Genomic DNA, 25080 nt, shown 5'->3' on the forward strand with positions numbered 1-25080 from the left:
TGCCGCAGACGGCCCTCCGGGGCGCGATCCCTGAGGCGCGGCGCCCCCGGCCGTGACGCCGAGGCTGGGGGTGAACGTCCGCATTGGCATCGATTGGGGGCGGAAGCCCGTTTATCGGTTGCCTTGTCGGATCACCCGCGAGGGCCTACTGACCGGGCTACCGACTAGGCTACTGACTGGTCGTCAATTTCAACTACTGAGCAGAAATTGGCGGTCGGTGACACTCTCGCGCAATGATACGATCACGCTCGTTTGTAGAGCGGGCAAGTCGGCATCCCCGACTACGGGGACGGTCCGGGCGGAGACCCCGGCGCGGGCGGTCCGCCGGTCCACCCGCGTTGACGGGAATTCAGCAACTGGCCGTCGGTCGCCTGAAGAGAGTCTTATGACGCATTACATACCTGACCCGGTGTCCTGGGTTCTCCTTGCCGCGGTCATCGCCACCATCGCCCTGATCGTTCGTCAGCGCAAGGCGGCTCGAGGGCTCCGGCAGGACATGGCGGGTCTCCGGGATCACTACTCCGAGCTGGAGAACCAGTACGCGCAGAGCGTCGAGGCCGCTCAGGAGCGTGCCGAGGACGCGACGAAGACCGTACTGAAGTCGGCGATGCGGACCCTGCAGGGTCTGGCCGCGGAGCAGCAGCTCATCGTCTCCCGGCTGCAGACCAAGTACGGCGAGTCGGTCATCCTCCAGGATCTCCTCGAGATCGACCACACCAACTCCCAGTTCGGCCGCCGTGCCCAGTCCATCGCCGTCCTGTGCGACGGCTGGCTCGGCCGGCAGCGCGACATCGCGTCGGTGTACGACGTGGTCCGCAGCGCGCAGGGCAGGATCCGCCATTACCGACGGGTGGAGATTCTCTCCCAGGTCGACTTCGGCGTGACCAGCCGTGCGGTCGAACCGGTCGCGCTGGCCCTCGCCGAACTCCTCGACAATGCGACCAGCTATTCCAGCCCCGACACGGTCGTGGAAATCAATATTCGCACCGTGCCGAAGGGCATTTGCATCGTCGTCGACGACGCCGGCGTCGGCATGAACGACGAGGAGCGGGCGCGGGCGGAGAAACTCCTCTCCTCGGAACGCGTCTCCGGTGTCTCCGCGCTCGGCAATCCGCCGCAGTTCGGCTTCGCCGTGATCGGTGTGCTCGCGGAGCGTTTCGGCTTCGAGGTGTCCGTCGACTCCTCCTCCCCGTACGGCGGCGTCCGCGCGGTCCTGCTGCTGCCGCACGATCTGCTGACCAGTGCCCCGGAGCAGAAGGAGCCCGCGCCGATCGTGTCCAACGTAGCCTCCGCATCGGCCCCCGGCGGTCCCGAGCCGCTGGCGGGCACCGCCACCACGTCCGACGGCCTGCCCAAGCGGCGCCGCAAGCGGCCCATGGCCATCGTCCCGGGCGGCACCTCGGCCGCTCCCGCTCCCGCCCGCACGGGCGCGGAGTCGGCGGCGATCATGGGCGCCTTCCAGCGGGGCACGCAGTCGGGCCGGGCCACGCACGGGGACACGGCGGAGAAGACGAACACCACACGTGGTGCGAGCAGTGAAGGGCATGATTTCTCGTGAGCGACGACCTGTCATGGATGCTTGACAGCGCCCTGGAGATTCCCGGGGCTCTGCACGCGGTCCTGATCTCCGCGGACGGCCTGCTGATGGCCCGGACCAGTGAGTTCGAGAGGGACAACGCCGACCGGGTGGCCGCAGCGATGAGCGGGGTGCAGTCGCTCAGCCGTTCCCTCGGGTTCTTCTGCGAGGGTGTCAACCAGCAGTGGCGGCAGACGCTGGTCGAGTTCGACGACGGCTGGGTCTTCCTGATCTCCGCGGGCGAGGGCGCCTACCTCGGTGTCTCCGCCTCGCCCGACGTCGACATGGCGGACATCACCTTCCGGATGCAGCAGCTCGTAGGCCAGCTCGGCAAGGCGCTCATGACGCCGCCGCGCGAGAACCTCGGCGCGCCGTCATGACCGGCTTCGGCGAACTCGAGCCGCAGACGCCGGGATTAGTGCGACCGTACGTCATCACCAAGGGGCGCGGGCTGCCGGACGAGCAGCAGCTGTCCCTCATCACCCTGGTCACGGCGGCGGCCGACCACCAGCAGCGGCCCACCCGCCTGTCACCGGAGGAACAGAACCTGCTGGAGCTGTGCTCCGCCGGCTATCTCTCGGTCGCCGAGATCGCGGGCCACACCCAGCTGCCGCTCGGCGTGGTGAAGATCCTCCTCGCCTCCCTCACCGAGGGCGGTTACCTCATCACCCGCCCGCCGGTGCAGCGGGCCCCTCTCGCCGACAGGGACATCCTGGAGGAGGTGCTGAATGGTCTCAGGGCCAAGTTTGGATGAGGCGGCGTACGTCCGCGACGGTGCGACCCAGACCGCCGTGAAGATCCTCGTCGTGGGTCACTTCGCGGTCGGCAAGACCACGTTCATCGGGGCGATCTCGGAGATCGAGCCGCTGACCACCGAGGAGACGATGACGCGGGCCGCCGAGGCCATCGACGACCTCAAGGGTGTCCAGGGCAAGACCACCACCACGGTCGCCATGGACTTCGGGCGTCTCACCATCAGCGACCGGGTCGTGCTGTACCTGTTCGGCACGCCCGGTCAGCAGCGCTTCGTGCAGATGTGGGAGGACATGGCACGCGGCGCGCTCGGCGCGCTCGTGCTCGTCGACCCCGAGCGGCTCGCCGACTCCTTCGCCGTGATCGACCTGATCGAACAGTACGGGCTCGACTACGCCATCGCGGTCAACCACTTCCAGGGCTCCCCGCTGCGCGACGAGGCCGCCCTGCGCGACGCGCTGGACCTCCTGGACGACACCCCCGTCGTCACCTGCGACGCGCGAGACGAGAAATCGTCGGCCGAAGCGCTCATCACCCTCGTCCGGCATCTGCAGGACCGCGCCCACTAGGAGCAACAATGGACGCTCAGACCACCCCCGTGCCCCCGCCCGGGTGCCCGGCCCACAACTCCGGGGCCCGAGTCCCTCTGTACGGTGCCGAGTTCGCGGCCGACCCGCAGGCGTACTACGCCTATCTGCGGCACTACGGGCCCACCGCGCCCGTCGAGCTCGCTCCCGGCGTGGAGGCCACCCTCGTCACCGACTACGCGGCGGCACTGCAACTCCTTCAGGACTCGGCGTCGTTCCGCAAGGACGCGCGCCGCTGGCGGGATCTCGCCGAGGGCAAGATCCCCGCGGACAGTCCGGTCGCTCCCGTGCTGGCGTACCGGTCCAACGCCATGTTCAGCGACGGCGCCGAGCACCTGAGGCTGCGTCAGGCGATCACCGACAGCCTGTCCAAGGTGGACACCCGCCGGGTCAGCCGGTCCGCCGAGCGCATCTCCGACTACCTCATCGCGCAGTTCGCCGACCGCGGTTCGGCCGACCTGATCGCCGACTACGCCAAGCAGCTGCCGCTGTTCATCTTCAACGAGCTGTTCGGCTGCCCCGCCGGCATCGGCGACCGGGTGCTGTTCGGCATCACCGGCATGTTCGACGGCGTCAACGCCCAGAAGGCGATGGGGGTGATGTTCACGGCCATCGGCGAGCTGGTCGCCCTCAAGCGCGCCCAGCCCGGCGAGGACGTCACCACCTGGCTGATGCAGCACCCGGCCCGGCTGACCGACGAGGAGATGGTCCACCAGCTGGCCCTGCTCCTGGTCGCGGGCAACGAACCGCTGCGCAACCTCATCGGCAACACCCTGCACCGGCTGCTCACCCACGACGCGTACGCCAACCAGGGCGGTCTGATCGACGAGGCGATCGACGACACGCTGTGGGAGAACCCGCCCATGTCGAACCTGGCGGCCCACTACCCCGTGGCCGACATGGAGTTCGCCGGGCAGCAGCTCCAGGCCGGCGACCTGATGCTGGTCAGCTTCGCCGCCGCCAACACCGGCCCGGCGCTGACGGCCGCCCGGCAGGCCGGCAGCAACCGCGCCCACCTGGCGTGGAGCGCGGGCCCGCACGCCTGCCCCTCCAAGGACCCCGCCCGGCAGGTCACCGTCACCGCCCTGGAGAACCTGCTCAACCAGCTCCCCGACGTCGAACTCGCCGTCCCCGCCGACAGCCTGATCTGGCGCCCCGGCCCCTTCAACCGCGGGCTGGCCACCCTGCCCGCCCGGTTCACTCCGGCCCAGGCAACGCGCCGGCCCGCCCCGCAGCCGGCCGACCGGCCGACCGCGCGCCAGGAACCGACGGCGGCAACGTCAGCGGCCGGCAGGAACGAACGCGGAGGCATGTGGAGCCAGTTCCTCAACTGGCTGAAGGGGTGATTCACACAACACCCGTCAACTCCACACGAATGCATGACGATTCAACAGCGAGGGTAGTGAGCAACGCGTCACATTGTGTTGCACATGAGTCGAAGGAGGTTTCGTGGACCACATATCCAACGATGCCTTTCCCATACGACGCCCCGTCGTCGTGCATCCTCGGATACCCGCCCTGACCGGCGGGTATCTTCATGTTCCCGGCGGCCAGGGGCGGGTGGCCCGATGACCGCCCGTCGCGGCGGCGTGACGGCCGCCCTCCCCGACGCCGACACCCTCGGCGGTCACTCCGTACGGCAGTTGCTGCGGCTGTGCGAGACCTCGGGGCTGAGCGACGACGACGCCACGGCCTACGCGGACACCCTGCTGGACGCGCTGAGCACCGTGGCCCAGCGTCCCCTGGACCTCCCGCCGCCCAGCCTCTCCTTCCTCTCCGACGACCACTCGCCGGTGGAGTTCTCGCTGTCCTTCCTGCCGGACGAGGCCCCCACCCTGCGCGTCCTGCTGGAACCGGGGTACGGCGCCGGCACCCTGGCCCAGAACGGCCGTGCGGGACTGCGGTTCCTCCGCGAGGCGGCAGTGCGCTGGAACTTCTCCACCGACCAGGTCGACAAGCTCGAGGACCTCTTCTTCCCCGACTCCCCCGAGGGCCCGCTGGCCCTGTGGTGCGCGCTGGAGCTGAGACCCGGCGGGGTACCCAAGGTCAAGGTGTACCTGAACCCCGCGGCCTCCGGTCCGGACCGCACCGTCGACACCGTGCGCGAGGCACTGGACCGGCTCGGCCACCGCAAGGCGTTCGATGCCCTGCCCGAGGCCGACCGCCCGCTGTTCTTCGCCCTGGACCTCGGCGACTGGGACGAGCCCCGCGTGAAGGTCTACCTCGCCCACCACGACCTCTCGGCCGCCGAGGCCGGAGGCCTGAGCCGGATGGCCGGCGGCCCACCGGCCGCGCAGACCGAGGAGTTCTTCCGCATCGCGGCCGGACTCGTACCGGGCCTCGGCGCGGACGGCGACCAGGACGAACGCCTCACCCGGCGGCCCGTCCAGTCCTGCCACGCCTTCACCGAGACCAGGACCGGCCTGCCCAGTGGCTTCACCCTCTACGTCCCCGTGCGCGACTACGCCAGGCACGACGGCGAGGCCCTGGCCCGCGCCACAGCCCTGCTGGAGGACCAGGGCATCGACGCGACACCGCTGCGCCATGCCCTGTCCGCCGTCACCCCACGGCGGCTCGAGGACGGCGTGGGACTCATCGCCTACCTGTCCGTCGCCCACCAGGCGGGCCGGCCGCCGCGAGTGAGCGTGTACGTCTCCTCGGAGGCGTACCGGGTCCGCCCGCCCGCTCCCCGCCCGCTCCCGGAGACCGTCGCCGCGCGTTAGCCGGACACCACCCAGAGGGGAGCCGTACGCCGAGAACGCCGCACCGCTCCCCTCGGCACCACACGACGTCCGTCGTCACGGCGGACAAGGCCCGCAAAACGACGAACGGGGCCCGGACACGCGGCGAGAACCGCGTGCCGAACCCCGCACCGACCGCTGTGCGCCGACCGCGTCACATGGCGCGCAACTCCCGCAGGTACGACCCCACGTCGACCTGGATCGAGGCACCCTCCCGGTCCCCGTACTGGCCCGCGATGCCGCTCAGGTGGCCGGCGACCTCCTTGTGCATGACCTCCGGCTCGGGCAGCGCCGACTCGCCCGCGCTCACCCGGGCCACCCAGCGCGACTGGGCCTCCACGATCCGGGTGATGGAACCGTGCGGGCGGACGAGCCCGATGAAGGACAGACCAGGGTGGTCCGGCGCGAAGACGCGCTGGTACAGCTCGACCGTGCCCTGCGGGCCGACGGGGCAGCCGTCGGGCAGGAACGGGAAGGCCATGCGGTAGCCCGTGCAGTACACGATCGCGTCGGCCTGTTCGGAGGTGCCGTCGGTGAAGACGACCCGGTCGCCGTCGAGCGAGTCGATGCCGGGCCTGGGTATGACCCCGCCGTGGCGGATCCGGCTGAGGATCTCGTCCGAGATGGTCACGGCCGAGGCGAAGATGGGGTGGTCGGGGTCGGGCAGGCCGTAGTCGGACAGCTTGCCCCGCGCGGTGTGCAGCGCCTTCTCGATGAACTCGCGCTGCTCCTGCAGGTTCATCGCGGTCCACCACGAGGCCTCGGCCACCTCGTCCAGGGGCATGCCGAAGAGCTGTTTGGGCAGGATGTGCAGCCCCCGGCGCACCGACAGCACGGTCCGGTCGGCGTGCCGGGACAGGTCGGCGGCGATGTCCACCGCGGAGGCGCCGAGGCCCACGACCACCACGCGCCGGCCGGCGAAGTCGCTGCCGTCGCGGTAGTCGTACGCGTGAAGAATCGTTCCATCGAAGCGGTCGGCGCCGGGCGGCGGAGCCGGCATGAACGGTTCGGTGTTGTGGCCCGAGGCGACGACGACGTGGGCGAACGAACGGGTGCTGCGGGTGCCGGCGGCGTCCCGGCTCTCCACCGTCCAGGAGCCGTCGGCCGCCCGCCGCACGGACTCCACCGTCGTCTCGAACTCGATCCGGTCCGTGACGTCGGCCCACTCGGCGTATCCCCGCAGATAGGCGGCGATGTCACGGTGGCCGGGGTAGACGGGATAGGACTCCGGCATCGGATGGTCGGCGTAACCGGTGAGATGCTTGGTGGAGTTGAGGTGCAGCGAGAGGTACCCGGGACCGCTCTCCCCCGCCTCCGGTCTGCGCCAGATCCCGCCGACACCGCCCGACTTCTCCAGGCAGACGAAGTCGACACCCTGGGACTTGAGCGCGCGAGCCGCCGCCAGCCCCGACAGGCCTGCACCGATGACACACACTCTCACGGATTCCCCCACAGGTCGGACACCTTCCTTCCGTATCCCGCACTGACTGCCCATCGGGCACTCCCCGCACACGCGTCACGGCAGCGACAAGGATCACAGGAGGCGTACTTGCGTGATCGCGCAGTGGGTGAAGGACCGCCCTGACCTGCGGATGCTCCGCGCCACGCCGGCCGGGTGGTCCTCCCGGCCGGCTCGGACGGGGCCTTCAGTCGCCGGTCCGTTCGATCGCCGGTCCGGCTGTCACGGCGCCGTCGGCGCGGGGCGGCGGGCGACGGCACCTGGCGGCGAATCCAGACACCGCGTCCGGTCGAGCGGGGACCACGCGTGCAGGTCCTCCGTCCTGGGGCGCACCGGCCGCCGCGATTGCCCCTCTCCGCAGCACTTTTGCCTCACCCCGCAGAACCCGTGCTCTCGGTTGTTGCGCCGCGAATCTCCTCTTTAGGGTCCGCAGCAGAGCGAAGCAGGAGGTTGCGTTGGCGACGACGAAGTGGGGTACGTCGACTCTCCCCGTGAGGGATCGCGCTGACGCCCTGCGTCAGACCATCAGGGATCAGGTGGTCCCCGTCGAACTGGTGCTTCCCCACGTGGCGTTCGGCGCGCGTCCTGTCCGCTCAGGGGGAGCCGGCGGGACACGAGGCGCAGGACCTCACGGGACGCCCTCCCGCCGAACGTGCCCGTCGGTTCGTCGGCGAGCAGGATCGCGGGGGCGCCGACCAGGGCTCGCACCGACGGGGCCCGTCGTGGTTCGGCGGCGGAACCTGACAGCCGACACTCACCTGCCTCTTCCGTACGGCGGACGGTCAGGCCACTCGTGAGGCGGCTGCGGCGACGGACGGACTCGCCGCCGACGGCCCCGTCGGCAGATCCCACCACCAGCCGACCACCCGGGACTCCACGGGCACGCCGGCCGCGTACGCCTCCTCCGGCGGCTGCGCGGTGATCCTCGCCCGTTCCGCGACCGGACCCGCGTAACGGCTGGTGGCCATGGTGAAGTCGAGGTTCGCGCGTACCCAGAGGCCGAGGTCGATCAGGTAGGAGAGGAGCGCGGGGCTCGCGGACTCGGTGGCCTCGTCACGCAGGCGGACGAACAGCCCCATGATCGAGTTGCGGATCCGGACCGCGTCGTCGAGCACGGCCTGAGACGAGACGCGCGGCCGTCGCCTGGCCAGCAGGTCCAGCAGACTCCTCTCCCCACCCGGACCGGACGCCTCCTTGTGATGGGAGAAGATGTCGTTGTCGAGTGCGACCAGGACGGCCGCCATCTCGGTGAGGGCGCGGACGGCGGGTGTGCCCCGCTCCTCCGGTCCGACGCTGTACCCGTTGACGTACCCCAGCAGGGCCAGGCTCGACTGCATCGCGCCGTTGCGCAGCCGTAGCAGCAGGTACTCGTCGAGGGTCTGCGGAGACTCTCCGTCCTGCCGGCAGGCGCGTTCCCACACGAGGGCCGAGAAATACGAGCGCAGCGTCTCGATCCACTCGCCGCGCTGCGCGAACGTGGCCGTCTCCGCCAGCCGGGCACCGATGTCCCGAAGGGCCACGGCATAGGGATTGCCGGGCAGCGCCCGTATGTCACCGGTCTCGGCGACGCGGTGGAGTGCGGCGAGGAAGCTCGCCCACTCCGCCACCGACTCCTGGGGGGCGAGGTCGCAGTAGGCGTCGTCGAAGGCGAACAGCCAGCTGTGATAGTCGGCGAACACGGACAGTTCGCGTTCGCGTCCACGGGGAGCCACTCGCGCCACGAGGAGACCGGGGTGCATCTCCTGGAACGCGGTGCGGAGTTCGGCGCCGTCGGGGATGCCGTGGCGGAAGGCCCAGCGCACGGTTTCCTCGTCGAGAAGCTCAGCCATCGGGTGCACTGCCGGGTAGACCGGGCAGTAGAAATTCAGCTGGGGGAGCCGTCTGAAGGGAACACGCATGACGCACCGCCTCATCGTGATCGAAGTGTTGTCGCCCCTTGCAGGTAATCCTTCGTGTCAGCCGGCAGAACGGTTCACCAGTCGGCCGTGAGCGGCACCAATGGGCAGCCGATCGCGGTTCGACGGGCAGAGTCCCGCTTCCGCACCACCCTCCAGGTGCTCACAGGTAGTGGAATATTCAATGACCCCCGCGGGTTCTACGCGTCGAAGGAGGTCAGAGTGGAGATCACGTACTACGACCACGGAACCGAGGCGGAGCGCTGGGAGCGCGCGCAGAAGTTCTTCGAGGCCAAGGACTACGCGAGCGCGGCTCGGGTGCTTTCCCGCCTGGTCGAGGAGGTGCCGGAGCAGACCGGACCGCGGCTGCTGCTGGCCCGCTCCTACTACCACTCGGCCCAGCTGCGCCGAGCGGAGGCCGAGCTGCGGACCATCGTGGAGCGCGACCCGGTGGAGCACTACGCCCGGCTGATGCTGGGCCGCACGCTCGAGCGGCAGGCGCGGCACGACGAGGCGGAGCAGCACCTGCGCATCGCCGCGGCCCTCGCGGGTGACTTCCCGCAGGACTGAGCAGCACGCGCTGGGCCCGGTTCCCGTCAGGGGACCGGGCCCTTCGCACGTCTCGGGCCGACGGGCGCCGGTGGCACGGGCCGGCGCGGTCGCGCGGAGCGGCGGGCGGTCATGGCATCCTGACGCGATGGCACCCAGTGATCGCGCGCACCTCGCCGAGCGGGTCGAGGAACTCCTCGCCGCCGGCGGCCCCTTGCCCATCGTCGCGGCCGGACAGCCGGTGCTCCGGCAGGGCACCGAGCCGTACGACGGTCAGCTCGCACCCGCCCTGCTGGCCCGGTTCGTCGAGGCCATGCGCGCCACCATGCACGCGGCTCCCGGCGTCGGCCTGGCCGCCCCGCAGGTGGGCGTGCCGCTGCGGATCGCGGTGATCGAGGACCCGGCGCCGGTGCCCGAGGAGGTGGCGGTGGTCCGGGGCCGGGTCCCGCAGCCGTTCCGGGTCCTGGTCAACCCGTCGTACGAGCCCGTCGGCACCGCTCGGGCCGCTTTCTTCGAGGGCTGTCTGAGCGTGCCCGGCTGGCAGGCCGTCGTGGCCCGGCACGCCGAGGTACGACTGCGCGCCCAGGACGAGCACGGCGCCGACGTGGACGAGGTGTTCACCGGCTGGCCCGCCCGGATCGTGCAGCACGAGACGGACCACCTGGACGGTGTGCTGTACCTCGACCGCGCCGAACCGCGTTCCCTGTCGACGAACGAGGCGGTGGCGGCGCGCTGGGCGCAGCCGACCCCGCGGGCCGCGGCCGAGGCACTCGGCTTCGAGCTGCCGTGACGGCTTCGAACTGCCGGAGCCGGGAGGTCACTTGCCCCGGTAGGCCTCCAGCAGTCGCAGCCAGACCTCGCTGAGTGTCGGGTAGGACGCGACCGCGTGCCAGAGGCGGTCGACCGGGACGCGGCCGGCGACGGCGACCGTCGCGGAGTGGACCAGCTCGCCGACGCCGGGGCCGACGAAGGTGACGCCGCGCAGGATTCCCTCGTCGAGGTCGACGACCATGCGGGCGCGTCCCTTGTAGCCCTCGCCGTACAGGCCCGCGCCCGCCACCGAGCTGAACTCGACGTCCACGGCACGGACGCTGTGGCCGGCCTGTTCCGCCTCGGCGAGGGAAAGTCCGACGGCGCCGGCCTCGGGGTCGGTGAAGACGACCTGGGGTACGGCGTAGTGGTCGGCGGTGGCCACGTGGGCGCCCCAGGGTTCGTCCCGGAGCGTGCTGCCCGCGGCGCGGGCACCGATGGCGTCGCCGGCGATGCGCGCCTGGTACTTGCCCTGGTGGGTGAGGAGGGCGCGGTGGTTGACGTCGCCGCACGCGTACAGCCAGTCGGTGCCGGTGACGCGGAGGGTGTCGTCGACCTCCAGCCAGGAGCCGGGTTCCAGGCCGACGGTGTCGAGGCCGATGTCCTGGGTGTGCGGGATGCGGCCGGTGGCGAAGAGGATCTCGTCGGCCTCGATGCGCTCGCCGGTGCCGGTGACGGCCACGACGGTGCCGTTCTGCCGGCTGACGGACTCGACCGTGGTGCCGGTGCGGATGTCGGTGCCCGCTTCGGCGATGGCCTCGGCGACGAGCTCGCCGGCGAAGGGCTCCATGCGGTTGAGCAGGCCCTTGCCCCGGACGAGCATGGTGACCTGGGAGCCGAGGGCCTGCCAGGCGGTGGCCATCTCGGTGGCGACGACACCGCCGCCGACCACGATGAGCCTGTCGGGCGCCGCCTTGGCGCTGGTGGCCTCGCGGCTGGTCCAGGGCTTGACGTCGGCGAGGCCGGGCAGGTCGGGCAGCTGGGCCTGGGTGCCGGTGCAGACGGCGACGGCGTGGCGGGCGGTGAGGGTCGTGACCGTGCCGTCGGGGGCGGTCACCGTGACCGCGCGGGGGCCGGCGAGGCGCCCATGGCCGCGGTACAGGTCGGCGGAGATGCCGTTCAGCCAGGCGACCTGGCCGTCGTCCTTCCAGTGGGAGGTGTATTCGTCCCGGCGAGCGAGGACGGCGGGCGTGTCGAGGGGGGCCTGGGCCGCCTGGGCGAGGCCGGGCAGGCGGCGCGCGTCCGCCTGGGCGATGACCGGCCGCAGGAGAGCCTTGCTGGGCATACAGGCCCAGTACGAGCACTCGCCGCCGACCAGCTCGCTCTCCACCACGGCGGTGGTGAGCCCCGCGGCGCGGGTCCGGTCTGCGACGTTCTCCCCCACGGGCCCGGCGCCGAGCACCACGACGTCGTACGCGATCGATTCCGTTTCCGTCATGAGGTCAGTCTGATGGGTGACGGACACGAGGGCCACACGGGTACACGCGCGGGACGCCGGCGTGCACGCAGGGAACAGAGGTGGCGCTCGGCATCGGAATAGACTGCCGGGCGGTCGCGTTTGCGCCCGTGGCACAACCCCACACCCGGAAGAGGGAAACACGCCATGAGCAGCACTGTGGAGCTGACCAAGGAGAACTTCGACCAGATGGTGACCGAGAACGAGTTCGTTCTCATCGACTTCTGGGCGTCCTGGTGCGGGCCGTGCCGTCAGTTCGCACCGGTGTACGAGAAGGCCGCCACGGACAACCCGGACCTGGTGTTCGGCAAGGTGGACACGGAGGCCCAGCCGGAACTGGCGCAGGCCTTCAACATCCAGTCGATCCCGACGCTGATGATCGTCCGGGACCAGGTCGCGATCTTCGCCCAGCCGGGCGCACTGCCGGAGGCCGCGCTCACGGACGTCATCGGGCAGGCGCGGAAGCTGGACATGGACGAGGTCCGCAAGAGCATCGCCGCCCAGCAGGAGCAGGCCGAGTAATCCCCGGTCAGGGGAGAAGCTGTTCGCGGGTGCCGCCCGCGGTGCGTCGTGCGCCGCGGGCGGCACCCTTGTGCACCGGCGGTCGCGTCAGCTGGACGCGCGACGGACCAGCGACGCGCCCAGCACCTTGCGGACCTCGGGCTCCCCGCCGGGGTCGTGCACGGCGCGGTCCACGAATTCCGCGAGGTCGCGCCCGGAGGGCAGTTCGATGCGGACGGTGCTGAGCCGGGGGCGCAGCAGCCGTCCGAGCATGAGGTCGTCGGCGCCGACGACGGCCACGTCCTCGGGGATGCGCAGGCCCTCGTCCTGCAGGGCGCGCATCAGCAGCATCGCGTACTCGTCGTTGTACGCGAACACCGCGTCGAGGCCCGACTCCCGCCAGCGGGCGGCGAGTTCGGCGGCGGACTCCTCGGTGCAGGCGAGCGGCAGCTCGGTCACCGTCGCGTCCGTGTCGCGGAGGGCCTGGCGCACGCCGGTGAGCCGGGGCGTGGAGAAGGCCTCCAGACCTGGCTCCTCGGGCACGACCACGCCGAGGCGACGCCGGCCGCGGGCGTGCAGGTGTGTGCCCGCGCAATGGCCGACGATGTCGTGGTCCATGAGCAGGGCGTGCGCCCCCTCGACGCGTTCGGGGCCGAGGGTCACCACGGCCCGGGCGCCGGCCCGTTGGAGGACCGCTACGCCCTGCGGCCCGAGTCCCGAGCCGGGCACGAGGACGGCGACGGGTCTCAACTCGGCCCAGGCGCGGGCGGCTTCGTCACCGTGGAGGCCGATGGTGCCGTACTGCACGACGGTGTAGTCGAGGCGGCCGAGGGCCGACTGGAGTTCGTCGACGAAGCGGCGGTAGAGGGGGCCCACCGGGAACGCCGGGGCGGGCATCAGGACCATACGGCTGTGTCCGGCACGCAGGCTGCGTGCGGCCGCGTGCGGCACGTACCCGAGTTCGCGCGCGGCGTCGTGGACGCGGCGGCGAGTGGCCTCGCTGATCCGTACGGAGCTGGTGTTGTTGAGGACGTAGGAGACGGTCGCGCGGGAGACTCCGGCCAGGCGTGCCACATCGGCACTCGTGGGCGTGTTCGGTAGCTGCACCATGACAGTCCGCATCCTGGCAGAGGGGCCGATGCGGGGTGCGGGCGGGGCGACGTCGTTGACCACTGGACGAAAGTACGCGAGCGGCCCGGAGCGCCGGGGCCGCACGTGTCCGGGCAGGGAAGCCCCGCGTGGCTCACGCGGGCGACCGCGTGCCCGTCACGCGCGCGACGAGGTCGAGCCACCCTTTCTCCAGCCGCTCCATGGGCATGCCGCACTGCTCGGTCAGATGGTGGATGAGGGCGGGGTCGAGGTAGGCCAGCAGTGTCCGGGCGAGCAGTTCGCTGTCGCCGTCCGGGACGATCTGCCGGAGCAGCATCGTGACGTGTGTGCGCAGCGCCAGGACCGAGGGGTGGGAGAACCGCTGGCCCGGCTCCGGCTGCGCGGCCAGCTGGAGGTCCAGCTGCTCGGCCGAGCGGTAGAGCACCGCCACACCGAACGCCCGCAGCCGTTCCACGGGAGGCGCTCCGGGGCCCAGCGGGGGCGGGCCGGCGAGGAAGTCGGCCTGGAGCTGCCTGGCGGAGTGGTCGAGGAGGGCCGTCAGCAGCCCGGTGCGGTCGCCGAAGCGGCGGAAGACCGTACCCTTGCCCACCTGGGCGGCCGCGGCCACGGCCTCCATCGTGACGCCGGCCGCGCCGTGCTCCGCGATCAGGCGTGCGGCGGCCTCCAGCAGCCGGGCCCGGTTGCGGGCCGCGTCGGCGCGCAGGCAGGGCTCCTCGGGCCCTCGGCCGACTTCCAGCAACTGAGGCGTGTCGAGGGGTTCCTGGGGCTCGGGGAGGGGCGGCAGGACGCTGGACATGAAGCCAGCGTAGAGCATCGGGAACAAAACTGGACCGCGGTCCGGTTAGTCTGCTAGAAAGTTAAACGGACCTCGGTCCGGATTCTGACGGCAGTGTTTCACCTCTTTGGAGTCACCCCATGTCTGCTCGCATCCTCGCGCTCGTCGGCAGCCTTCGCGCCGGTTCGCACAACCGTCAGCTCGCCGAGGCGGCCGTCAAGCTCGCCCCCGAGGGCGCCGAGGTCTCGGTCTACGAGGGCCTGGCCGAGATCCCCTTCTACAACGAGGACATCGACGTCGAGGGCAACGTTCCGGCCGCCGCCGCGAAGCTGCGTGAGGCCGCGCAGGCCGCCGACGCGTTCCTGCTCTTCTCCCCCGAGTACAACGGCACCATGCCGGCCGTCCTGAAGAACGCCATCGACTGGCTGTCCCGCCCGCACGGCGCCAGCGCCTTCACCGGCAAGCCCGTCGCCGTGATCGGCACCGCCTACGGCCAGTACGGCGGCGTGTGGGCCCAGGACGACGCCCGCAAGTCCGTGGGCATCGCCGGCGGCAACGTGATCGAGGACATCAAGCTCTCGATCCCGGGCTCCGTGGTCCGCTTCGCCGAGACCCACCCGGTCAACGACGCCGAGGTCGCCGGCCAGCTCACCGAGGTCGTCACCCGTCTGCACGGCGTCGTGGGCGAGATCACGGCCGCCTGACCCGCCCGCACCCGCGAAGGGGGCCGGAGCCTCACGAGGCTCCGGCCCCCTTCGCATCCCGGCCCCGTCCGCCGGCCTCACTCGTCGAGATACGCGTACCGGCTCCCCAGGTCCGCGGTCACCACCCTCCCCTCCCGGACCTGCCACTCCTGTCGGCCGTCGACCTCGTGGCTCACGACGAACAGCCCCACGACCCGGTCCCCGTCCTCGTCGAAGGCCGGCACCCGGGCGAGCACACGCACCTGGTCGAGGACCGCGCCGACGTCCTGCGCACGCATGTCCGCGCCGAAGAACACCACGCTCCGCCAGGCGCACTGGCGCTCCGGAAACGTCCAGCCGCCCCGGTACACGGGGTCGGCGTCGACGGCCGACGTGATCGCGCGGATCCGTGCGAGCTGGGGATCGTCGCACTCCAGCCAGCCCCGGATGGTGACATAGACGCCCATGACCGGCCCTCCCGAGGAACCAGGTGTGCTCAAGCCGTACTCCGGCCACGGCTGTGACGTTACCGTTCGGTAGACAAGGTGTCCGGTGGGTTCCGGAGGTGCTCCCGTCCATGATGTCCGACCGCGCCGCAGGCCTCTCGGAGTCCGTTCACGCCCTCGCCGCCGGGGAGGTGACCTCGCGCACGCTGGTGGAGCGGGCGCTGGCCCGTATCGAGGCCACACAGCCGACGCTGAACGCGTTCCGGGTCGTACGCGCCGAGGCGGCGCTCGCCGAGGCGGAGGCCGCCGACCGGGAGCTGGCCGCCGGAGAGCGGCGCCCGCTGCTCGGCGTACCGGTGGCGGTGAAGGACGACATGGACGTGGCGGGCGAGCCGACGGCGTTCGGCTGCCGGGGAGACTTCCCGCCGGTCGCCGAGGACGGGGAGGCGGTGCGGCGGCTGCGGGCGGCCGGGGCCGTGATCGTCGGCAAGACGAACACCTGTGAGCTGGGACAGTGGCCGTTCACCGAGGGCCCGGCGTTCGGGGAGACCCGTAATCCGTGGCACACCGGTCACACCCCGGGCGGTTCCTCGGGCGGTTCGGCGGCCGCCGTCGCCGGTGGGCTGGTCCCGGCCGCGCTCGGCTCGGACGGTGCCGGTTCGGTGCGGATCCCGGCCTCCTGGACCCATCTGATCGGCATCAAGCCGCAGCGTGGGCGCATATCCACATGGCCGCGCGGCGAGTCCTTCCAGGGCATCACGGTGAACGGCACCCTGGCCCGTACCGTCGCCGACGCGGCGCTGCTGCTGGACGCGGCGGCCGGCAACCACGACCGGGACCCGCACCGGCCGGCCCCGCTCACGGTGTCGGACGCGGTCGGCCGCGATCCCGGCCGGCTGCGCATAGCCCTGTCCCTGAAGCCGCCGTTCACCGCCGTACCCGCCCGCCTGCGACCGGAGGTCCGGGCCCGGATCCTCGAACTCGCGGAGAAACTGGCCGGGTTGGGGCACACGGTGGAGGAGGCCGACCCGCCGTACGGGCAGATCGGGCTGACCTTCGTGCCGCGCGCCACCGCCGGCATCGCCGAGTGGGTCCGTGACGCACCCGACCCCGCGCTGCTCGACCCGCGCACCCGCGACGCGGCCCGGCTCGGCCGGCTGCTGGGCGGCGCCCCGCTGCGGGCGGCCCGGCGCGCCGAGACGGTCCTGCACCGGCGGATCGGCGCGTTCTTCTCCTCGTACGACGTGGTCCTCGCCCCGACGACGGCCGCGCCGCCGCCCGAGATCGGCGCCATCCACAAGCTCGGCGGGCTCGCCACCGACCGGGCGATGATCGCCGCCTGCCCGTACGCCTGGCCGTGGAACGTGCTGGGCTGGCCGGGAGTGAACGTGCCCGCCGGCTTTGTGGGCGACGGCCTCCCCGTGGGCGCCCAACTGCTCGGCCCCGCCGACAGCGAGCCGCTGCTGGTCTCCGTCGCCGCCCAGCTCGAGGCAGAGCTGCGCTGGTACGAGGAGTGGCCGCGTCCGCGGGGCGGACCGGCGACCGCGGCCGCATGAGGTGACTGCCGGTCGACGCCTCGCCGCCGGTCGACGCCTCGCCGCCCAGCCCCGCCCCAACCGCCTTGCATCATCCGCCATGCCCCACCCGTCCTGCCCACCCCGGCCTCCCCACCGCACCTGACGCCGGACGGCGGGCAGGCCCTACTCTGTGGCCATGGACGATGCGTCGATGGTCGGGCTCATAGGGCGCGTGACGGGGACGATCGGACCGGGGCTTGTCGGCGAGGTGATCGTCCGGGTGCGCGGCGGCGCGGAGCACTTCCTCGCCTACGCGGCCGACAACTCGGCCCGGATCACTCCGGGCACGGTGGTCATGGTGGTCGAGTACCTGCCCCCGCGAACCGTCTACGTCAGCGCCGCCTACGACAGTTGAGCATGCTCCGCCCCAGGTGAGGGCGGTACGCGTCAAGATTGCAACAAGGGTGCGTCAGTATCTTCACGCGGGCCTGGCGCAGGCGCACACTCCCTTCGTTCGGTGCCGAACGGGCACCATTCAAAGGGGGCGTATGCCGATGGTTGTCGGCGTCGTTGCGGGGGCGGTCGTCGTTGCCGTCCTCGTGTTGATCGGTCTGTTCAAGATGATGTGGCGGGTCGCCGAACCCAACGAGGCGCTCATCATCTCCGGTTCGACGCACCGGACCGAGGGGCTCGAGGAGGGCATGGGCTTCCGCATCGTCACCGGGCGCGGCACGCTGGTGCTGCCCGGCGTGCAGGCGGTGCGCAAGCTCTCCCTCGACCTGAACGAGACCGAGCTGCAAGTGGACTGCGTGACCCACCAGGGCATTCCGCTGAAGGTGCGGGGCGTGGTCATCTTCAAGGTGGGCGACGACTTCGTCTCGGTCGCCAACGCCGCCCGCCGTTTCCTGGACCAGCAGCGGCTGATGTCGGAGCGGGTCCACAACGTCTTCGCCGGTCATCTCCGGTCCATCGTGGGCGGGTTGACGGTCGAGGACATGATCCGCGACCGCGAGAAGCTCACCGGACAGACCCGGGCGGCCTGCGGTGCGGAGATGGAGAAGCTCGGTCTGATCGTCGACTCGCTGCAGATCCACGAGATCGAGGACCCGACCGGGTACATCCAGAACCTGGCGATGCCGCACGCGGCGGCCGTCCAGCGGGACGCGCGCATCGCACAGGCGGAGGCGAACCGTCTGGCCACCGAGGCCGAGCAGCAGTCGTACGCCCGGATGGCGGAGGCCACCCGGGACAGCGAGATCCTGCAGGCCGGCTACCAGGCCGAACGGGACAAGGCGGCGGCATCGGCCCGGCAGGCCGGACCGCTCGCCGACGCGGCCGCCCGGCAGGAGGTCGTGGTCCAGGAGACCCGGGTCGCCGAGCTGGAGGCCCACCGCAGGGAGCAGCAGCTCCAGGCGGACGTCCGCAAGCCGGCCGACGCCAAGGCCTACGAGAAGCGGACGCTGGCCGAGGCCGAGCGTGACGCGCGGATCTCGGGGGCCGAGGCCAAGGCGAAGGAGACGGAGCTGGCGGCCGCGGCCGAGGCCACCCGGGTCAAGACGGCCGCGGGTGCCGAGGCGGAGGCCACCAAGACCCGGGGTTCGGCCTCGGCGGCGGCGACCCGGGCCACCGGTGAGGCCGAGGCCGCCGCCGCACAGGCAAAGGGGCTGGCGGAGGCCGAGGCGGCCAAGGCGAAGGGTCTCGCCGAGGCGGAGGCCATCAAGGCCCGTGCCGCCGCCCTGGCCGAGAACCAGGAGGCGGTCGTCGCCCAGCAACTCGCCGAGAACTGGCCGGAGATCGTCCGGGCCGGCGCGTCGGCCTTCGGCAACGTGGACAACATGGTACTGCTCAACGGCGCCGACGGCATGGCCGAGTTGTTCGCCAAGGCGCTCACGATGGGCGGTACGGGCCTCGGCCTGGCCCGCCAGTTGCTCGCCTCCATGAACCAGAGCGGACCGGCGGCGAAGGGCACCACGCCGTCGCTGGGCGGGACGACGGCATCTCCGCCGTCGCAGAAGGTCCCTGTGGAACAGGAGGGCTAGCAGGTCCGGCCGGCGGCCGAGTCCGTCCGGCCCGCTCATGACGGCCGGGGTCCCCTCACCAGGGAGCCCCGGCCGTCGGGCGTGACCCCTGGATGTCGCGGTCCAACCGCCGAGGCACCGGGCGCCCGTTGAGTCTCCGAAGGGGACCACTAGGGTGCGTCCCGTGAGTACGACTACCGAAGAGAACGTCCCCGGCCGCCACGGCCCCCACGCCACCACCGAGGCCGACCCGCGCGAGGTCGGCCGGGTGCGCACCGAGTACTCCCCCGCGCACGACGGCGACCCCGACCCGGGTGAGATCGTCTGGACCTGGGTGCCGTTCGAGGAGAACGACGGACGGGGCAAGGACCGCCCGGTACTGGTCGTCGCCCGGGAGGCCGCGGGCACCTTCCTCGCCGTCCAGCTGTCCAGCAAGCGGCACGACGGCGACCGGGAGTGGGTGGCGATCGGCAGCGGCCCCTGGGACCGGACGGGCCGCGACTCCTGGGTGGACGTGGACCGCGTACTGCGCCTGCACGAGGCCGGCATGCGGCGCGAGGCGTGCGCCCTGGACCGCATGCGGTTCGACCTGGTCCGCCGGCGCCTCCACCAGCGCTACGGCTGGACCTGACCGGAGCGACTCGGCGGGACCCGTCCCCTACGGCATGACCCGGGCGCCCCGGCCGTATCCGGCCGGGAACTCCCAGGCGAACGCCTCCCGGACCGTCGCCCCGGGCGTACGGTCCAGCACACCGAACACCACATGTTCGAACGTGTGAGCGAATCGGCCGCCGGGACCGAGCAGGGCCCGGAACGCGCCCGCGACGTGCGCCGGGTCGTTCTGGAAGACGCCGCAGCCCCACGCGCCGAGCACCAGTCGCCGGTAGCCGTGGGCGGCGGCGGTCTCCAGGACGCGCTCGGCACGTGAGGCCAGGGCGGCCGGGACCTCGCCGGTGCGCTCCGGGGCCGTACGCCGGATGACACCCGCGTTGGGGGCCGCCGCCGTCAGGAAACCGACGGGGTACGGCTCCGCCAGCAGCCGGCCCCGGTCGTCGCGGAAGACCGGAACGGCCGGGCTGTGGATCACCCGGTCGGAGTAGAACGGGTCCCGGTGGGCGCGGTGGTGGTCGTAGAAGGCGCGAGCCTCCAGCAGGCACGTGTGCAGTGCGGAGGCGCGGCACAGGGCCTCTTCCTGGGCCTGCGCGCCGTTGAGGTAGCCGCCGCCGGGATTGCGGGCCGAGGCGAAGTTCAGGGCGGCCACCGGGGCGCCGGCCAGCCGGCGGGCGGCCTCCAGGGTCCTCTCGCCGGTGACCTCGAAGAACGTGTCGGATTCGGGCGCGCCAGGCTCTGACACCGGCGCCGGCACCGGCTCGGGGCCGTACATCCGCGTGCCGGCCCGGGCGGCCTCGATCGCCGCCGCGAGGGACACATCCTGGCCGCTCGGGGCCCGATACCGCCCCGCCTCCACGATCTGCTCGGTCTCCGCCGCCATCCCGCGCAGGCGCGCGCTCACGGCGCCACCCCCGTAGGCGCCGCGATCGCGGCCCGCGCGATCTCCCCCGTCGTGCCCATGCGTGAATCCTGGGCGATGCTGGTCATGCGGTGCAACGGAGTTTCCCGGGCCCGGACCGGGCGGAAACACGCAAGGAAGCGGAGATGACCGATCCCGAACGTCCCGTTGCACACCCTTGTGCGATGCGGATCGAGGGTCTTGGGTTGGACGAGCGCCTGCCCGGCCCACCGAATATCGGGCCCGCGGCATGGTGGAATCTCAGGAGGATCCCGACATGTCCGACTCATTCAACGATGGTGGTGACTGTACCGAGTCTCGCACCGCCGTCACCGAAGCCGAGGTGGACGCCCTGGTCCAGGGCATCTGCTTCAAGACGGGCCCGCCCCGCACGGTCGGGGTCGAAGTGGAATGGCTTGTTCAAGAGCTGCGTCAGCCGCAGCTCCCGGTGACACCCGAACGACTCGAAGCGGCCTACGCCACCCTGCGGACCGTGCCCCTGAAGTCGCCGCTGACGATCGAACCCGGCGGCCAGCTGGAGCTGAGTTCGCCTCCCGCCTCCTCCCTCATGGAGTGCGTCGAAACCGTCTCGGCCGACCTGGACACCGTCCGCGCGGTCCTCGCCGAGGACGCACTGGGACTGGCCGGCGTGGGTCACGATCCCTGGCACGCACCCCGCCGGTTCCTGCGCGAACCGCGCTACGACGCCATGGAGACGTACCTCGACCGCACCGGCAGTGCCGGCCGGCACATGATGTGCGCGTCGGCCTCCGTGCAGGTCTGCCTGGACGCCGGGTACGAAGGCCCCGGACCCCTCGGGCACGAGCGGCGCTGGTGGCTGGCGCACCAGCTGGGCGCGGTCCTGGTGGCCGCGTTCGCCAACTCCCCGCTGTCCGGCCGCAGACCCACGGGCTGGCGGTCCACCCGGCAGCGGATGTGGATGGAGATCGGCCCTGGCCGGGCCGGGGCTCCCCCGCCGGACGGTGATCCGCGCGCGGGCTGGGCCCGGCACGTGCTGGACTCCCCGGTGATGTGCGTACGCCGCGACAGCGGGCCGTGGGACGTGCCCGAGGACCTGACCTTCCGCGAGTGGACCCGCTCGCGGGCGCCCCGGCCGCCCACCCGGGCGGATCTCGACTACCACCTGACCACCCTGTTCCCGCCGGTGCGTCCGCGCGGCCACCTGGAACTGCGGATGATCGACGCGCAGCCCGGCGACGACGGCTGGATCGTGCCGCTCGCGGTGACGGCGGCGCTGTTCGACGACCCGGAGGCCACCGAGGTGGCGCACCAGGCCGTGAAACCGCTGGCGGAGCGGTCCGTGAACCTTCCCGCGCCGCACAACCCGCTGTGGGTCGACGCGGCCCGGTACGGCCTCACCGACCCGGAGATCCGCGGGGCCGCCGTCACCTGCTTCACGGCGGCGCTGGAGGCCCTGCCGCGGCTCGGCGCCACCCCCACGGTCGTCGAGGCCGTGGCGGACCACCTGAACCGCTACGTCGTCCGGGGCCGCTGCCCGGCCGACGACCTGCTGGACGGCCTGCACGGCACGGCCCACCGTGCCCCAGGGACGAAGGGACTGCGCACATGACCGCCCCGGAGACCGGGACGCCCGCGGCCGACGCGGAGACGCTGCGCGAGCGCGCGCTCGCCTCCCTCACCGCCGCCCGCGCCCGCACCACGCTGCTGACCAGCTGCGTCGAGGACCCCGACCTCACCGCCCAGCACTCTCCGCTGATGTCACCGCTGGTGTGGGACCTCGCCCACATCGGCAACCAGGAGGAGCTGTGGCTGCTGCGGACGGTCGGCGGCCGCGAGGCGATGCGGCCCGAGATCGACAACCTGTACGACGCCTTCGAGCACCCGCGCTCCGAGCGCCCCTCGCTCCCGCTGCTGGCACCCGAGGAGGCCCGGAGGTACGCGGCCGAGGTGCGGGGGCGGGCCCTCGACCTGCTGGAGGGCGCGGACTTCCACGGCACCCGGCTGACCGAGGCCGGCTTCGCCTTCGGGATGATCGCGCAGCACGAACAGCAGCACGACGAGACCATGCTGATCACCCATCAGCTGCGCAGCGGACCGCAGGCCCTGACCGCACCCGACCCGGAGCCGGTGCCCGTCTTCACCGGACCTGCCGAAGTCCTCGTCCCCGGCGGCCCGTTCACCATGGGCACCTCCACCGAGCCGTGGGCGCTGGACAACGAACGCCCGGCCCACCCCCGCGAGGTGGCACCGTTCTGGATCGACACCACCCCGGTGACGAACGCCGCCTACCAGGCGTTCATCGAGGACGGCGGCTACGACACCGAGCGCTGGTGGACGCCGCAGGGCTGGGCGCACATCCGGCAGCACTCGGTCACGGCGCCGCTGTTCTGGCGCCGGGACGGCGGGCAGTGGCTGCGGCGCCGCTTCGGCGTCACCGAGGTGGTGCCGCCGGACGAGCCGGTGCTGCACGTGTCCTGGTACGAGGCGGACGCCTACGCCCGCTGGGCCGGGCGCCGGCTGCCCACCGAGACCGAATGGGAGAAGGCGGCCCGGCACGATCCGGCCACCGGCCGCTCCCGGCGCTACCCGTGGGGTGACGCCGACCCGGCCCCCGAGCACGCCAACCTGGGCCAGCGACACCTCAGGCCGGCCCCCGCGGGCAGTTACCCGGCCGGTGAATCCCCGCTCGGTGTGCGGCAGTTGATCGGGGACGTGTGGGAGTGGACGGCGAGCGACTTCCTGCCGTACCCGGGGTTCACGGCGTTCCCGTACAAGGAGTACTCGGAGGTGTTCTTCGGCCCCGAGTACAAGGTGCTGCGCGGCGGTTCGTTCGCCGTGGACCAGGTGGCCTGCCGGGGCACGTTCCGCAACTGGGACTACCCGATCCGCCGGCAGATCTTCGCCGGGTTCCGCACCGCCCGCTCGGAGTCCGTCTGATGTGCCGTCACCTCGCCTATCTGGGGCCCGAGGAGCCGCTCGGCCGGCTCCTCGTGGAGCCCCCGCACAGCCTGTACCGGCAGTCGTGGGCGCCGCGGCGGCAGCGATACGGGACGGTCAACGCCGATGGTTTCGGGGTGGGTTGGTACGCCCCGGGCGATCCGGTGCCGGCCCGCTACCGGCGGTCCGGGCCGATCTGGGGGGACCCGTCCTTCGCCGACCTGGCCCGGGTCGTGCGCTCGGGCGCCGTCCTCGCGGCGGTCCGGGACGCGACCCTCGCGGGCGCGGACGGCGAGGCCGCGGCGGCGCCGTTCGCGGCCGGGCGGTGGCTGTTCAGCCACAACGGCGCGATCCCGGGCTGGCCGCAGGCTGCCGCCCCCCTGGTGCCGTCACTGCCCCCGGTCGACCTGCTCTCCATGGAGGCCCGCACCGACTCGGCGTTCGTGTGGGCGCTGGCCCTCGACCGGCTGCGCGCCGGAGACCCGCCGGACCGCGCCCTCGGCGACACGGTCCGCCGGCTGGCCGAGGCCGCACCGGCCGCCCGTCTCAACCTGCTGCTCAGCGACGGCGACACCATCACCGCCACCGCCTGGGGCGACAGCCTCTGGTACCGCACCGAGCCCGGTCGCGGCGTGGCCGTCGCCTCCGAGCCGTACGACGACGACCCGCTCTGGCAGGAGGTCCCCGACCGCACCGTACTCACCGCGAGCCGCGCCGGCGTGCGCCTCGCCCCGGCCTGGGATCCCGCGAACTCCCCCACTCTCGACTCCGCTCGAGCGGGGGCGCCCCCATCACCGAAGGAGCCCTGTACGTGAGCCCCCTGCACGTGACCCGCACCCTGCCCGAGGACGCGACGGACGCCGCGCTGCGCGCCGACGTCCGCGACGGCCTCACCGCCCAGCCCAAGTGGCTGCCGCCCAAGTGGTTCTACGACACCCGGGGCAGCGAGCTGTTCGAGCAGATCACCGACCTGCCCGAGTACTACCCGACCCGGGCGGAGCGGGAGATCCTGGTGGCCCGCTCCGGCGAGATCGCCGCGAGCGGCGCCCGGACCCTGGTCGAACTCGGTTCCGGCTCCTCGGAGAAGACCCGTTACCTCATCGACGCGCTGACCTCGCTGGAGGCCTATGTCCCGGTCGACGTCAGCGAGAGCGCCCTCGTCCAGGCCGGTCAGGCGCTCATCGCGGAGCGGCCCGGACTCGACGTGCACGCGCTGATCGCCGACTTCACCGCACCCCTCGCCCTGCCCGCCACCCCCGGGCCCCGGCTGGTGGCCTTCCTCGGCGGCACGATCGGCAACCTGCTGCCCGCCGAACGCGCCGGGTTCCTCGCCTCCGTACGCTCTCTGCTCGCCCCGGGCGACGGCCTGCTGCTCGGCACGGACCTGGTGAAGGACGAACGGGTCCTGGTGCGCGCGTACGACGACGCGGCCGGGGTGACGGCCGCGTTCGACAAGAACGTCCTGGCCGTCGTGAACCGGGAGCTGGGCGCCGACTTCGACCTCGCCGCCTTCGACCACGTGGCCCTGTGGGACGAGCGGCGGGAGTGGATCGAGATGCGGCTGCGCTCCCGTACGGCGCAGACGGTCAAGGTGCCTGCCCTCGACCTCGCCGTGGACTTCGCGGCGGGCGAGGACCTGCGCACCGAGGTCTCGGCGAAGTTCCGCAAGGAGGGTGTGACCACGGAACTGGCCAAGGCGGACCTGGAGTTGACCCACTGGTGGACGGATTCCGAGGGCCGTTTCGCGCTGTCGCTGAGCGTGGCGCGGTGAGGCG

General features: G+C 72.1%; 25 protein-coding genes. 18 read left to right on the top strand and 7 right to left on the bottom strand.

Features of this window, described 5'->3' with window-relative positions:
- Positions 1–385: 385 nt before the first annotated feature.
- From ACWD5D_RS29970 to ACWD5D_RS29995, 6 genes are all read left to right on the top strand, one after another.
- The gene (locus ACWD5D_RS29970; RefSeq protein ID WP_451375892.1) at positions 386–1558 is read left to right on the top strand and encodes an ATP-binding protein; all 1173 of its coding nucleotides are present in this window, start codon (positions 386–388) and stop codon (positions 1556–1558) included.
- On the top strand, positions 1555–1956 hold the full coding sequence (locus ACWD5D_RS29975) for a roadblock/LC7 domain-containing protein (protein WP_451375893.1): 402 nt from the start codon (positions 1555–1557) through the stop codon (positions 1954–1956). The genes ACWD5D_RS29970 and ACWD5D_RS29975 overlap by 4 nt, the downstream gene beginning before the upstream one ends.
- Positions 1953–2330: a DUF742 domain-containing protein gene (locus ACWD5D_RS29980; protein ID WP_451375894.1), complete on the top strand. Its 378-nt coding sequence runs from the start codon at positions 1953–1955 to the stop codon at positions 2328–2330. Before ACWD5D_RS29975 ends, ACWD5D_RS29980 begins: the two co-directional genes overlap by 4 nt.
- Complete coding sequence (locus tag ACWD5D_RS29985; protein ID WP_451375895.1) at positions 2305–2898, top strand: GTP-binding protein; 594 nt, start codon at positions 2305–2307, stop codon at positions 2896–2898. The genes ACWD5D_RS29980 and ACWD5D_RS29985 overlap by 26 nt, the downstream gene beginning before the upstream one ends.
- A gap of 8 nt (positions 2899–2906) precedes the next feature.
- On the top strand, positions 2907–4262 hold the full coding sequence (locus ACWD5D_RS29990; protein ID WP_451375896.1) for a cytochrome P450: 1356 nt from the start codon (positions 2907–2909) through the stop codon (positions 4260–4262).
- Positions 4263–4484: 222 nt separating this feature from the next.
- Complete coding sequence (locus ACWD5D_RS29995) at positions 4485–5639, top strand: tryptophan dimethylallyltransferase family protein (protein WP_451375897.1); 1155 nt, start codon at positions 4485–4487, stop codon at positions 5637–5639.
- Between the two features lie 172 nt (positions 5640–5811).
- On the opposite strand, the gene ACWD5D_RS30000 is transcribed toward ACWD5D_RS29995, so the two are convergent.
- Positions 5812–7098 (bottom strand): flavin-containing monooxygenase, encoded by a 1287-nt coding sequence (locus ACWD5D_RS30000; RefSeq protein WP_451375980.1) that lies wholly within the window; start codon positions 7096–7098, stop codon positions 5812–5814.
- Between the two features lie 800 nt (positions 7099–7898).
- Positions 7899–8945 carry a terpene synthase family protein gene (locus ACWD5D_RS30005; RefSeq protein WP_451375898.1) on the bottom strand — a complete coding sequence of 349 codons (1047 nt, stop codon included), beginning with the start codon at positions 8943–8945 and terminating at the stop codon, positions 7899–7901.
- A gap of 288 nt (positions 8946–9233) precedes the next feature.
- Here ACWD5D_RS30005 and ACWD5D_RS30010 point away from each other — a divergent pair, with 288 nt between their 5' ends.
- Complete coding sequence (locus tag ACWD5D_RS30010; RefSeq protein ID WP_451375899.1) at positions 9234–9581, top strand: tetratricopeptide repeat protein; 348 nt, start codon at positions 9234–9236, stop codon at positions 9579–9581.
- 127 nt (positions 9582–9708) lie between these two features.
- Positions 9709–10350, top strand: a complete 642-nt coding sequence (locus ACWD5D_RS30015) for a peptide deformylase (protein WP_451375900.1) — start codon at positions 9709–9711, stop codon at positions 10348–10350.
- Positions 10351–10377: 27 nt separating this feature from the next.
- Here ACWD5D_RS30015 and ACWD5D_RS30020 read toward each other — a convergent pair whose 3' ends face one another.
- Positions 10378–11808, bottom strand: coding sequence for a dihydrolipoyl dehydrogenase family protein (locus ACWD5D_RS30020; RefSeq protein ID WP_451375901.1), 1431 nt, complete (start codon positions 11806–11808; stop codon positions 10378–10380).
- Between the two features lie 165 nt (positions 11809–11973).
- Here ACWD5D_RS30020 and trxA point away from each other — a divergent pair, with 165 nt between their 5' ends.
- Positions 11974–12348 carry a thioredoxin gene (gene trxA, locus ACWD5D_RS30025; RefSeq protein ID WP_451375902.1) on the top strand — a complete coding sequence of 125 codons (375 nt, stop codon included), beginning with the start codon at positions 11974–11976 and terminating at the stop codon, positions 12346–12348.
- A gap of 87 nt (positions 12349–12435) precedes the next feature.
- On the opposite strand, the gene ACWD5D_RS30030 is transcribed toward trxA, so the two are convergent.
- Both ACWD5D_RS30030 and ACWD5D_RS30035 read right to left on the bottom strand, forming a co-directional pair.
- The gene (locus tag ACWD5D_RS30030) at positions 12436–13449 is read right to left on the bottom strand and encodes a LacI family DNA-binding transcriptional regulator (RefSeq protein WP_451375981.1); all 1014 of its coding nucleotides are present in this window, start codon (positions 13447–13449) and stop codon (positions 12436–12438) included.
- Between the two features lie 121 nt (positions 13450–13570).
- Positions 13571–14251, bottom strand: coding sequence for a TetR/AcrR family transcriptional regulator (locus ACWD5D_RS30035; RefSeq protein ID WP_451375903.1), 681 nt, complete (start codon positions 14249–14251; stop codon positions 13571–13573).
- Between the two features lie 101 nt (positions 14252–14352).
- Here ACWD5D_RS30035 and ACWD5D_RS30040 point away from each other — a divergent pair, with 101 nt between their 5' ends.
- Positions 14353–14916: an NADPH-dependent FMN reductase gene (locus ACWD5D_RS30040; protein ID WP_451375904.1), complete on the top strand. Its 564-nt coding sequence runs from the start codon at positions 14353–14355 to the stop codon at positions 14914–14916.
- Between the two features lie 77 nt (positions 14917–14993).
- On the opposite strand, the gene ACWD5D_RS30045 is transcribed toward ACWD5D_RS30040, so the two are convergent.
- Positions 14994–15362: a hypothetical protein gene (locus tag ACWD5D_RS30045; protein ID WP_451375905.1), complete on the bottom strand. Its 369-nt coding sequence runs from the start codon at positions 15360–15362 to the stop codon at positions 14994–14996.
- Between the two features lie 110 nt (positions 15363–15472).
- Here ACWD5D_RS30045 and ACWD5D_RS30050 point away from each other — a divergent pair, with 110 nt between their 5' ends.
- From ACWD5D_RS30050 to ACWD5D_RS30065, 4 genes are all read left to right on the top strand, one after another.
- Positions 15473–16897 carry an amidase gene (locus ACWD5D_RS30050; RefSeq protein WP_451375906.1) on the top strand — a complete coding sequence of 475 codons (1425 nt, stop codon included), beginning with the start codon at positions 15473–15475 and terminating at the stop codon, positions 16895–16897.
- A 157-nt stretch (positions 16898–17054) separates the two neighbouring features.
- Positions 17055–17273 (top strand): hypothetical protein, encoded by a 219-nt coding sequence (locus ACWD5D_RS30055; protein WP_451375907.1) that lies wholly within the window; start codon positions 17055–17057, stop codon positions 17271–17273.
- 133 nt (positions 17274–17406) lie between these two features.
- The gene (locus ACWD5D_RS30060) at positions 17407–18897 is read left to right on the top strand and encodes an SPFH domain-containing protein (RefSeq protein WP_451375908.1); all 1491 of its coding nucleotides are present in this window, start codon (positions 17407–17409) and stop codon (positions 18895–18897) included.
- A gap of 163 nt (positions 18898–19060) precedes the next feature.
- Positions 19061–19507 carry a type II toxin-antitoxin system PemK/MazF family toxin gene (locus tag ACWD5D_RS30065; protein WP_451375909.1) on the top strand — a complete coding sequence of 149 codons (447 nt, stop codon included), beginning with the start codon at positions 19061–19063 and terminating at the stop codon, positions 19505–19507.
- A gap of 27 nt (positions 19508–19534) precedes the next feature.
- Here the strand turns inward: ACWD5D_RS30065 and ACWD5D_RS30070 are convergent, their stop codons facing one another.
- Entirely contained in the window at positions 19535–20389 is an 855-nt protein-coding gene (locus tag ACWD5D_RS30070) for a TIGR02452 family protein (protein WP_451375910.1), read from the bottom strand.
- Between the two features lie 274 nt (positions 20390–20663).
- On the opposite strand from ACWD5D_RS30070, the gene egtA reads away from it, so the two are divergent.
- The 4 genes from egtA to egtD are packed head-to-tail and all read left to right on the top strand — an operon-like array spanning position 20664 to position 25076.
- Positions 20664–21977: an ergothioneine biosynthesis glutamate--cysteine ligase EgtA gene (egtA, locus tag ACWD5D_RS30075; RefSeq protein WP_451375911.1), complete on the top strand. Its 1314-nt coding sequence runs from the start codon at positions 20664–20666 to the stop codon at positions 21975–21977.
- On the top strand, positions 21974–23305 hold the full coding sequence (gene egtB, locus ACWD5D_RS30080) for an ergothioneine biosynthesis protein EgtB (protein WP_451375912.1): 1332 nt from the start codon (positions 21974–21976) through the stop codon (positions 23303–23305). Before egtA ends, egtB begins: the two co-directional genes overlap by 4 nt.
- A complete protein-coding gene (egtC, locus tag ACWD5D_RS30085; protein WP_451375913.1) occupies positions 23305–24120 on the top strand; it encodes an ergothioneine biosynthesis protein EgtC in 816 nt (271 codons plus the stop codon). The genes egtB and egtC overlap by 1 nt, the downstream gene beginning before the upstream one ends.
- Positions 24117–25076: an L-histidine N(alpha)-methyltransferase gene (gene egtD / locus ACWD5D_RS30090; RefSeq protein WP_451375914.1), complete on the top strand. Its 960-nt coding sequence runs from the start codon at positions 24117–24119 to the stop codon at positions 25074–25076. Before egtC ends, egtD begins: the two co-directional genes overlap by 4 nt.
- Positions 25077–25080 lie beyond the last annotated feature (4 nt).

The organism is Streptomyces sp. NPDC002520 (assembly GCF_053595235.1).

Excerpts from the sequence above, each read along its gene's own strand:
- ACWD5D_RS29970 (WP_451375892.1), top strand. The coding sequence starts at position 386 with ATGACGCATTACATACCTGACCCGGTGTCCTGGGTTCTCCTTGCCGCG.
- ACWD5D_RS29980 (WP_451375894.1), top strand. The coding sequence starts at position 1,953 with ATGACCGGCTTCGGCGAACTCGAGCCGCAGACGCCGGGATTAGTGCGA.
- ACWD5D_RS29985 (WP_451375895.1), top strand. The coding sequence starts at position 2,305 with ATGGTCTCAGGGCCAAGTTTGGATGAGGCGGCGTACGTCCGCGACGGT.
- ACWD5D_RS29990 (WP_451375896.1), top strand. The coding sequence starts at position 2,907 with ATGGACGCTCAGACCACCCCCGTGCCCCCGCCCGGGTGCCCGGCCCAC.
- ACWD5D_RS29995 (WP_451375897.1), top strand. The coding sequence starts at position 4,485 with ATGACCGCCCGTCGCGGCGGCGTGACGGCCGCCCTCCCCGACGCCGAC.
- ACWD5D_RS30005 (WP_451375898.1), bottom strand. The coding sequence starts at position 8,945 with ATGGCTGAGCTTCTCGACGAGGAAACCGTGCGCTGGGCCTTCCGCCAC.
- ACWD5D_RS30015 (WP_451375900.1), top strand. The coding sequence starts at position 9,709 with ATGGCACCCAGTGATCGCGCGCACCTCGCCGAGCGGGTCGAGGAACTC.
- ACWD5D_RS30020 (WP_451375901.1), bottom strand. The coding sequence starts at position 11,808 with ATGACGGAAACGGAATCGATCGCGTACGACGTCGTGGTGCTCGGCGCC.
- trxA (WP_451375902.1), top strand. The coding sequence starts at position 11,974 with ATGAGCAGCACTGTGGAGCTGACCAAGGAGAACTTCGACCAGATGGTG.
- ACWD5D_RS30030 (WP_451375981.1), bottom strand. The coding sequence starts at position 13,449 with ATGCGGACTGTCATGGTGCAGCTACCGAACACGCCCACGAGTGCCGAT.
- ACWD5D_RS30035 (WP_451375903.1), bottom strand. The coding sequence starts at position 14,251 with ATGCTCTACGCTGGCTTCATGTCCAGCGTCCTGCCGCCCCTCCCCGAG.
- ACWD5D_RS30040 (WP_451375904.1), top strand. The coding sequence starts at position 14,353 with ATGTCTGCTCGCATCCTCGCGCTCGTCGGCAGCCTTCGCGCCGGTTCG.
- ACWD5D_RS30045 (WP_451375905.1), bottom strand. The coding sequence starts at position 15,362 with ATGGGCGTCTATGTCACCATCCGGGGCTGGCTGGAGTGCGACGATCCC.
- ACWD5D_RS30050 (WP_451375906.1), top strand. The coding sequence starts at position 15,473 with ATGATGTCCGACCGCGCCGCAGGCCTCTCGGAGTCCGTTCACGCCCTC.
- ACWD5D_RS30055 (WP_451375907.1), top strand. The coding sequence starts at position 17,055 with ATGGACGATGCGTCGATGGTCGGGCTCATAGGGCGCGTGACGGGGACG.
- ACWD5D_RS30060 (WP_451375908.1), top strand. The coding sequence starts at position 17,407 with ATGCCGATGGTTGTCGGCGTCGTTGCGGGGGCGGTCGTCGTTGCCGTC.
- egtA (WP_451375911.1), top strand. The coding sequence starts at position 20,664 with ATGTCCGACTCATTCAACGATGGTGGTGACTGTACCGAGTCTCGCACC.
- egtB (WP_451375912.1), top strand. The coding sequence starts at position 21,974 with ATGACCGCCCCGGAGACCGGGACGCCCGCGGCCGACGCGGAGACGCTG.
- egtC (WP_451375913.1), top strand. The coding sequence starts at position 23,305 with ATGTGCCGTCACCTCGCCTATCTGGGGCCCGAGGAGCCGCTCGGCCGG.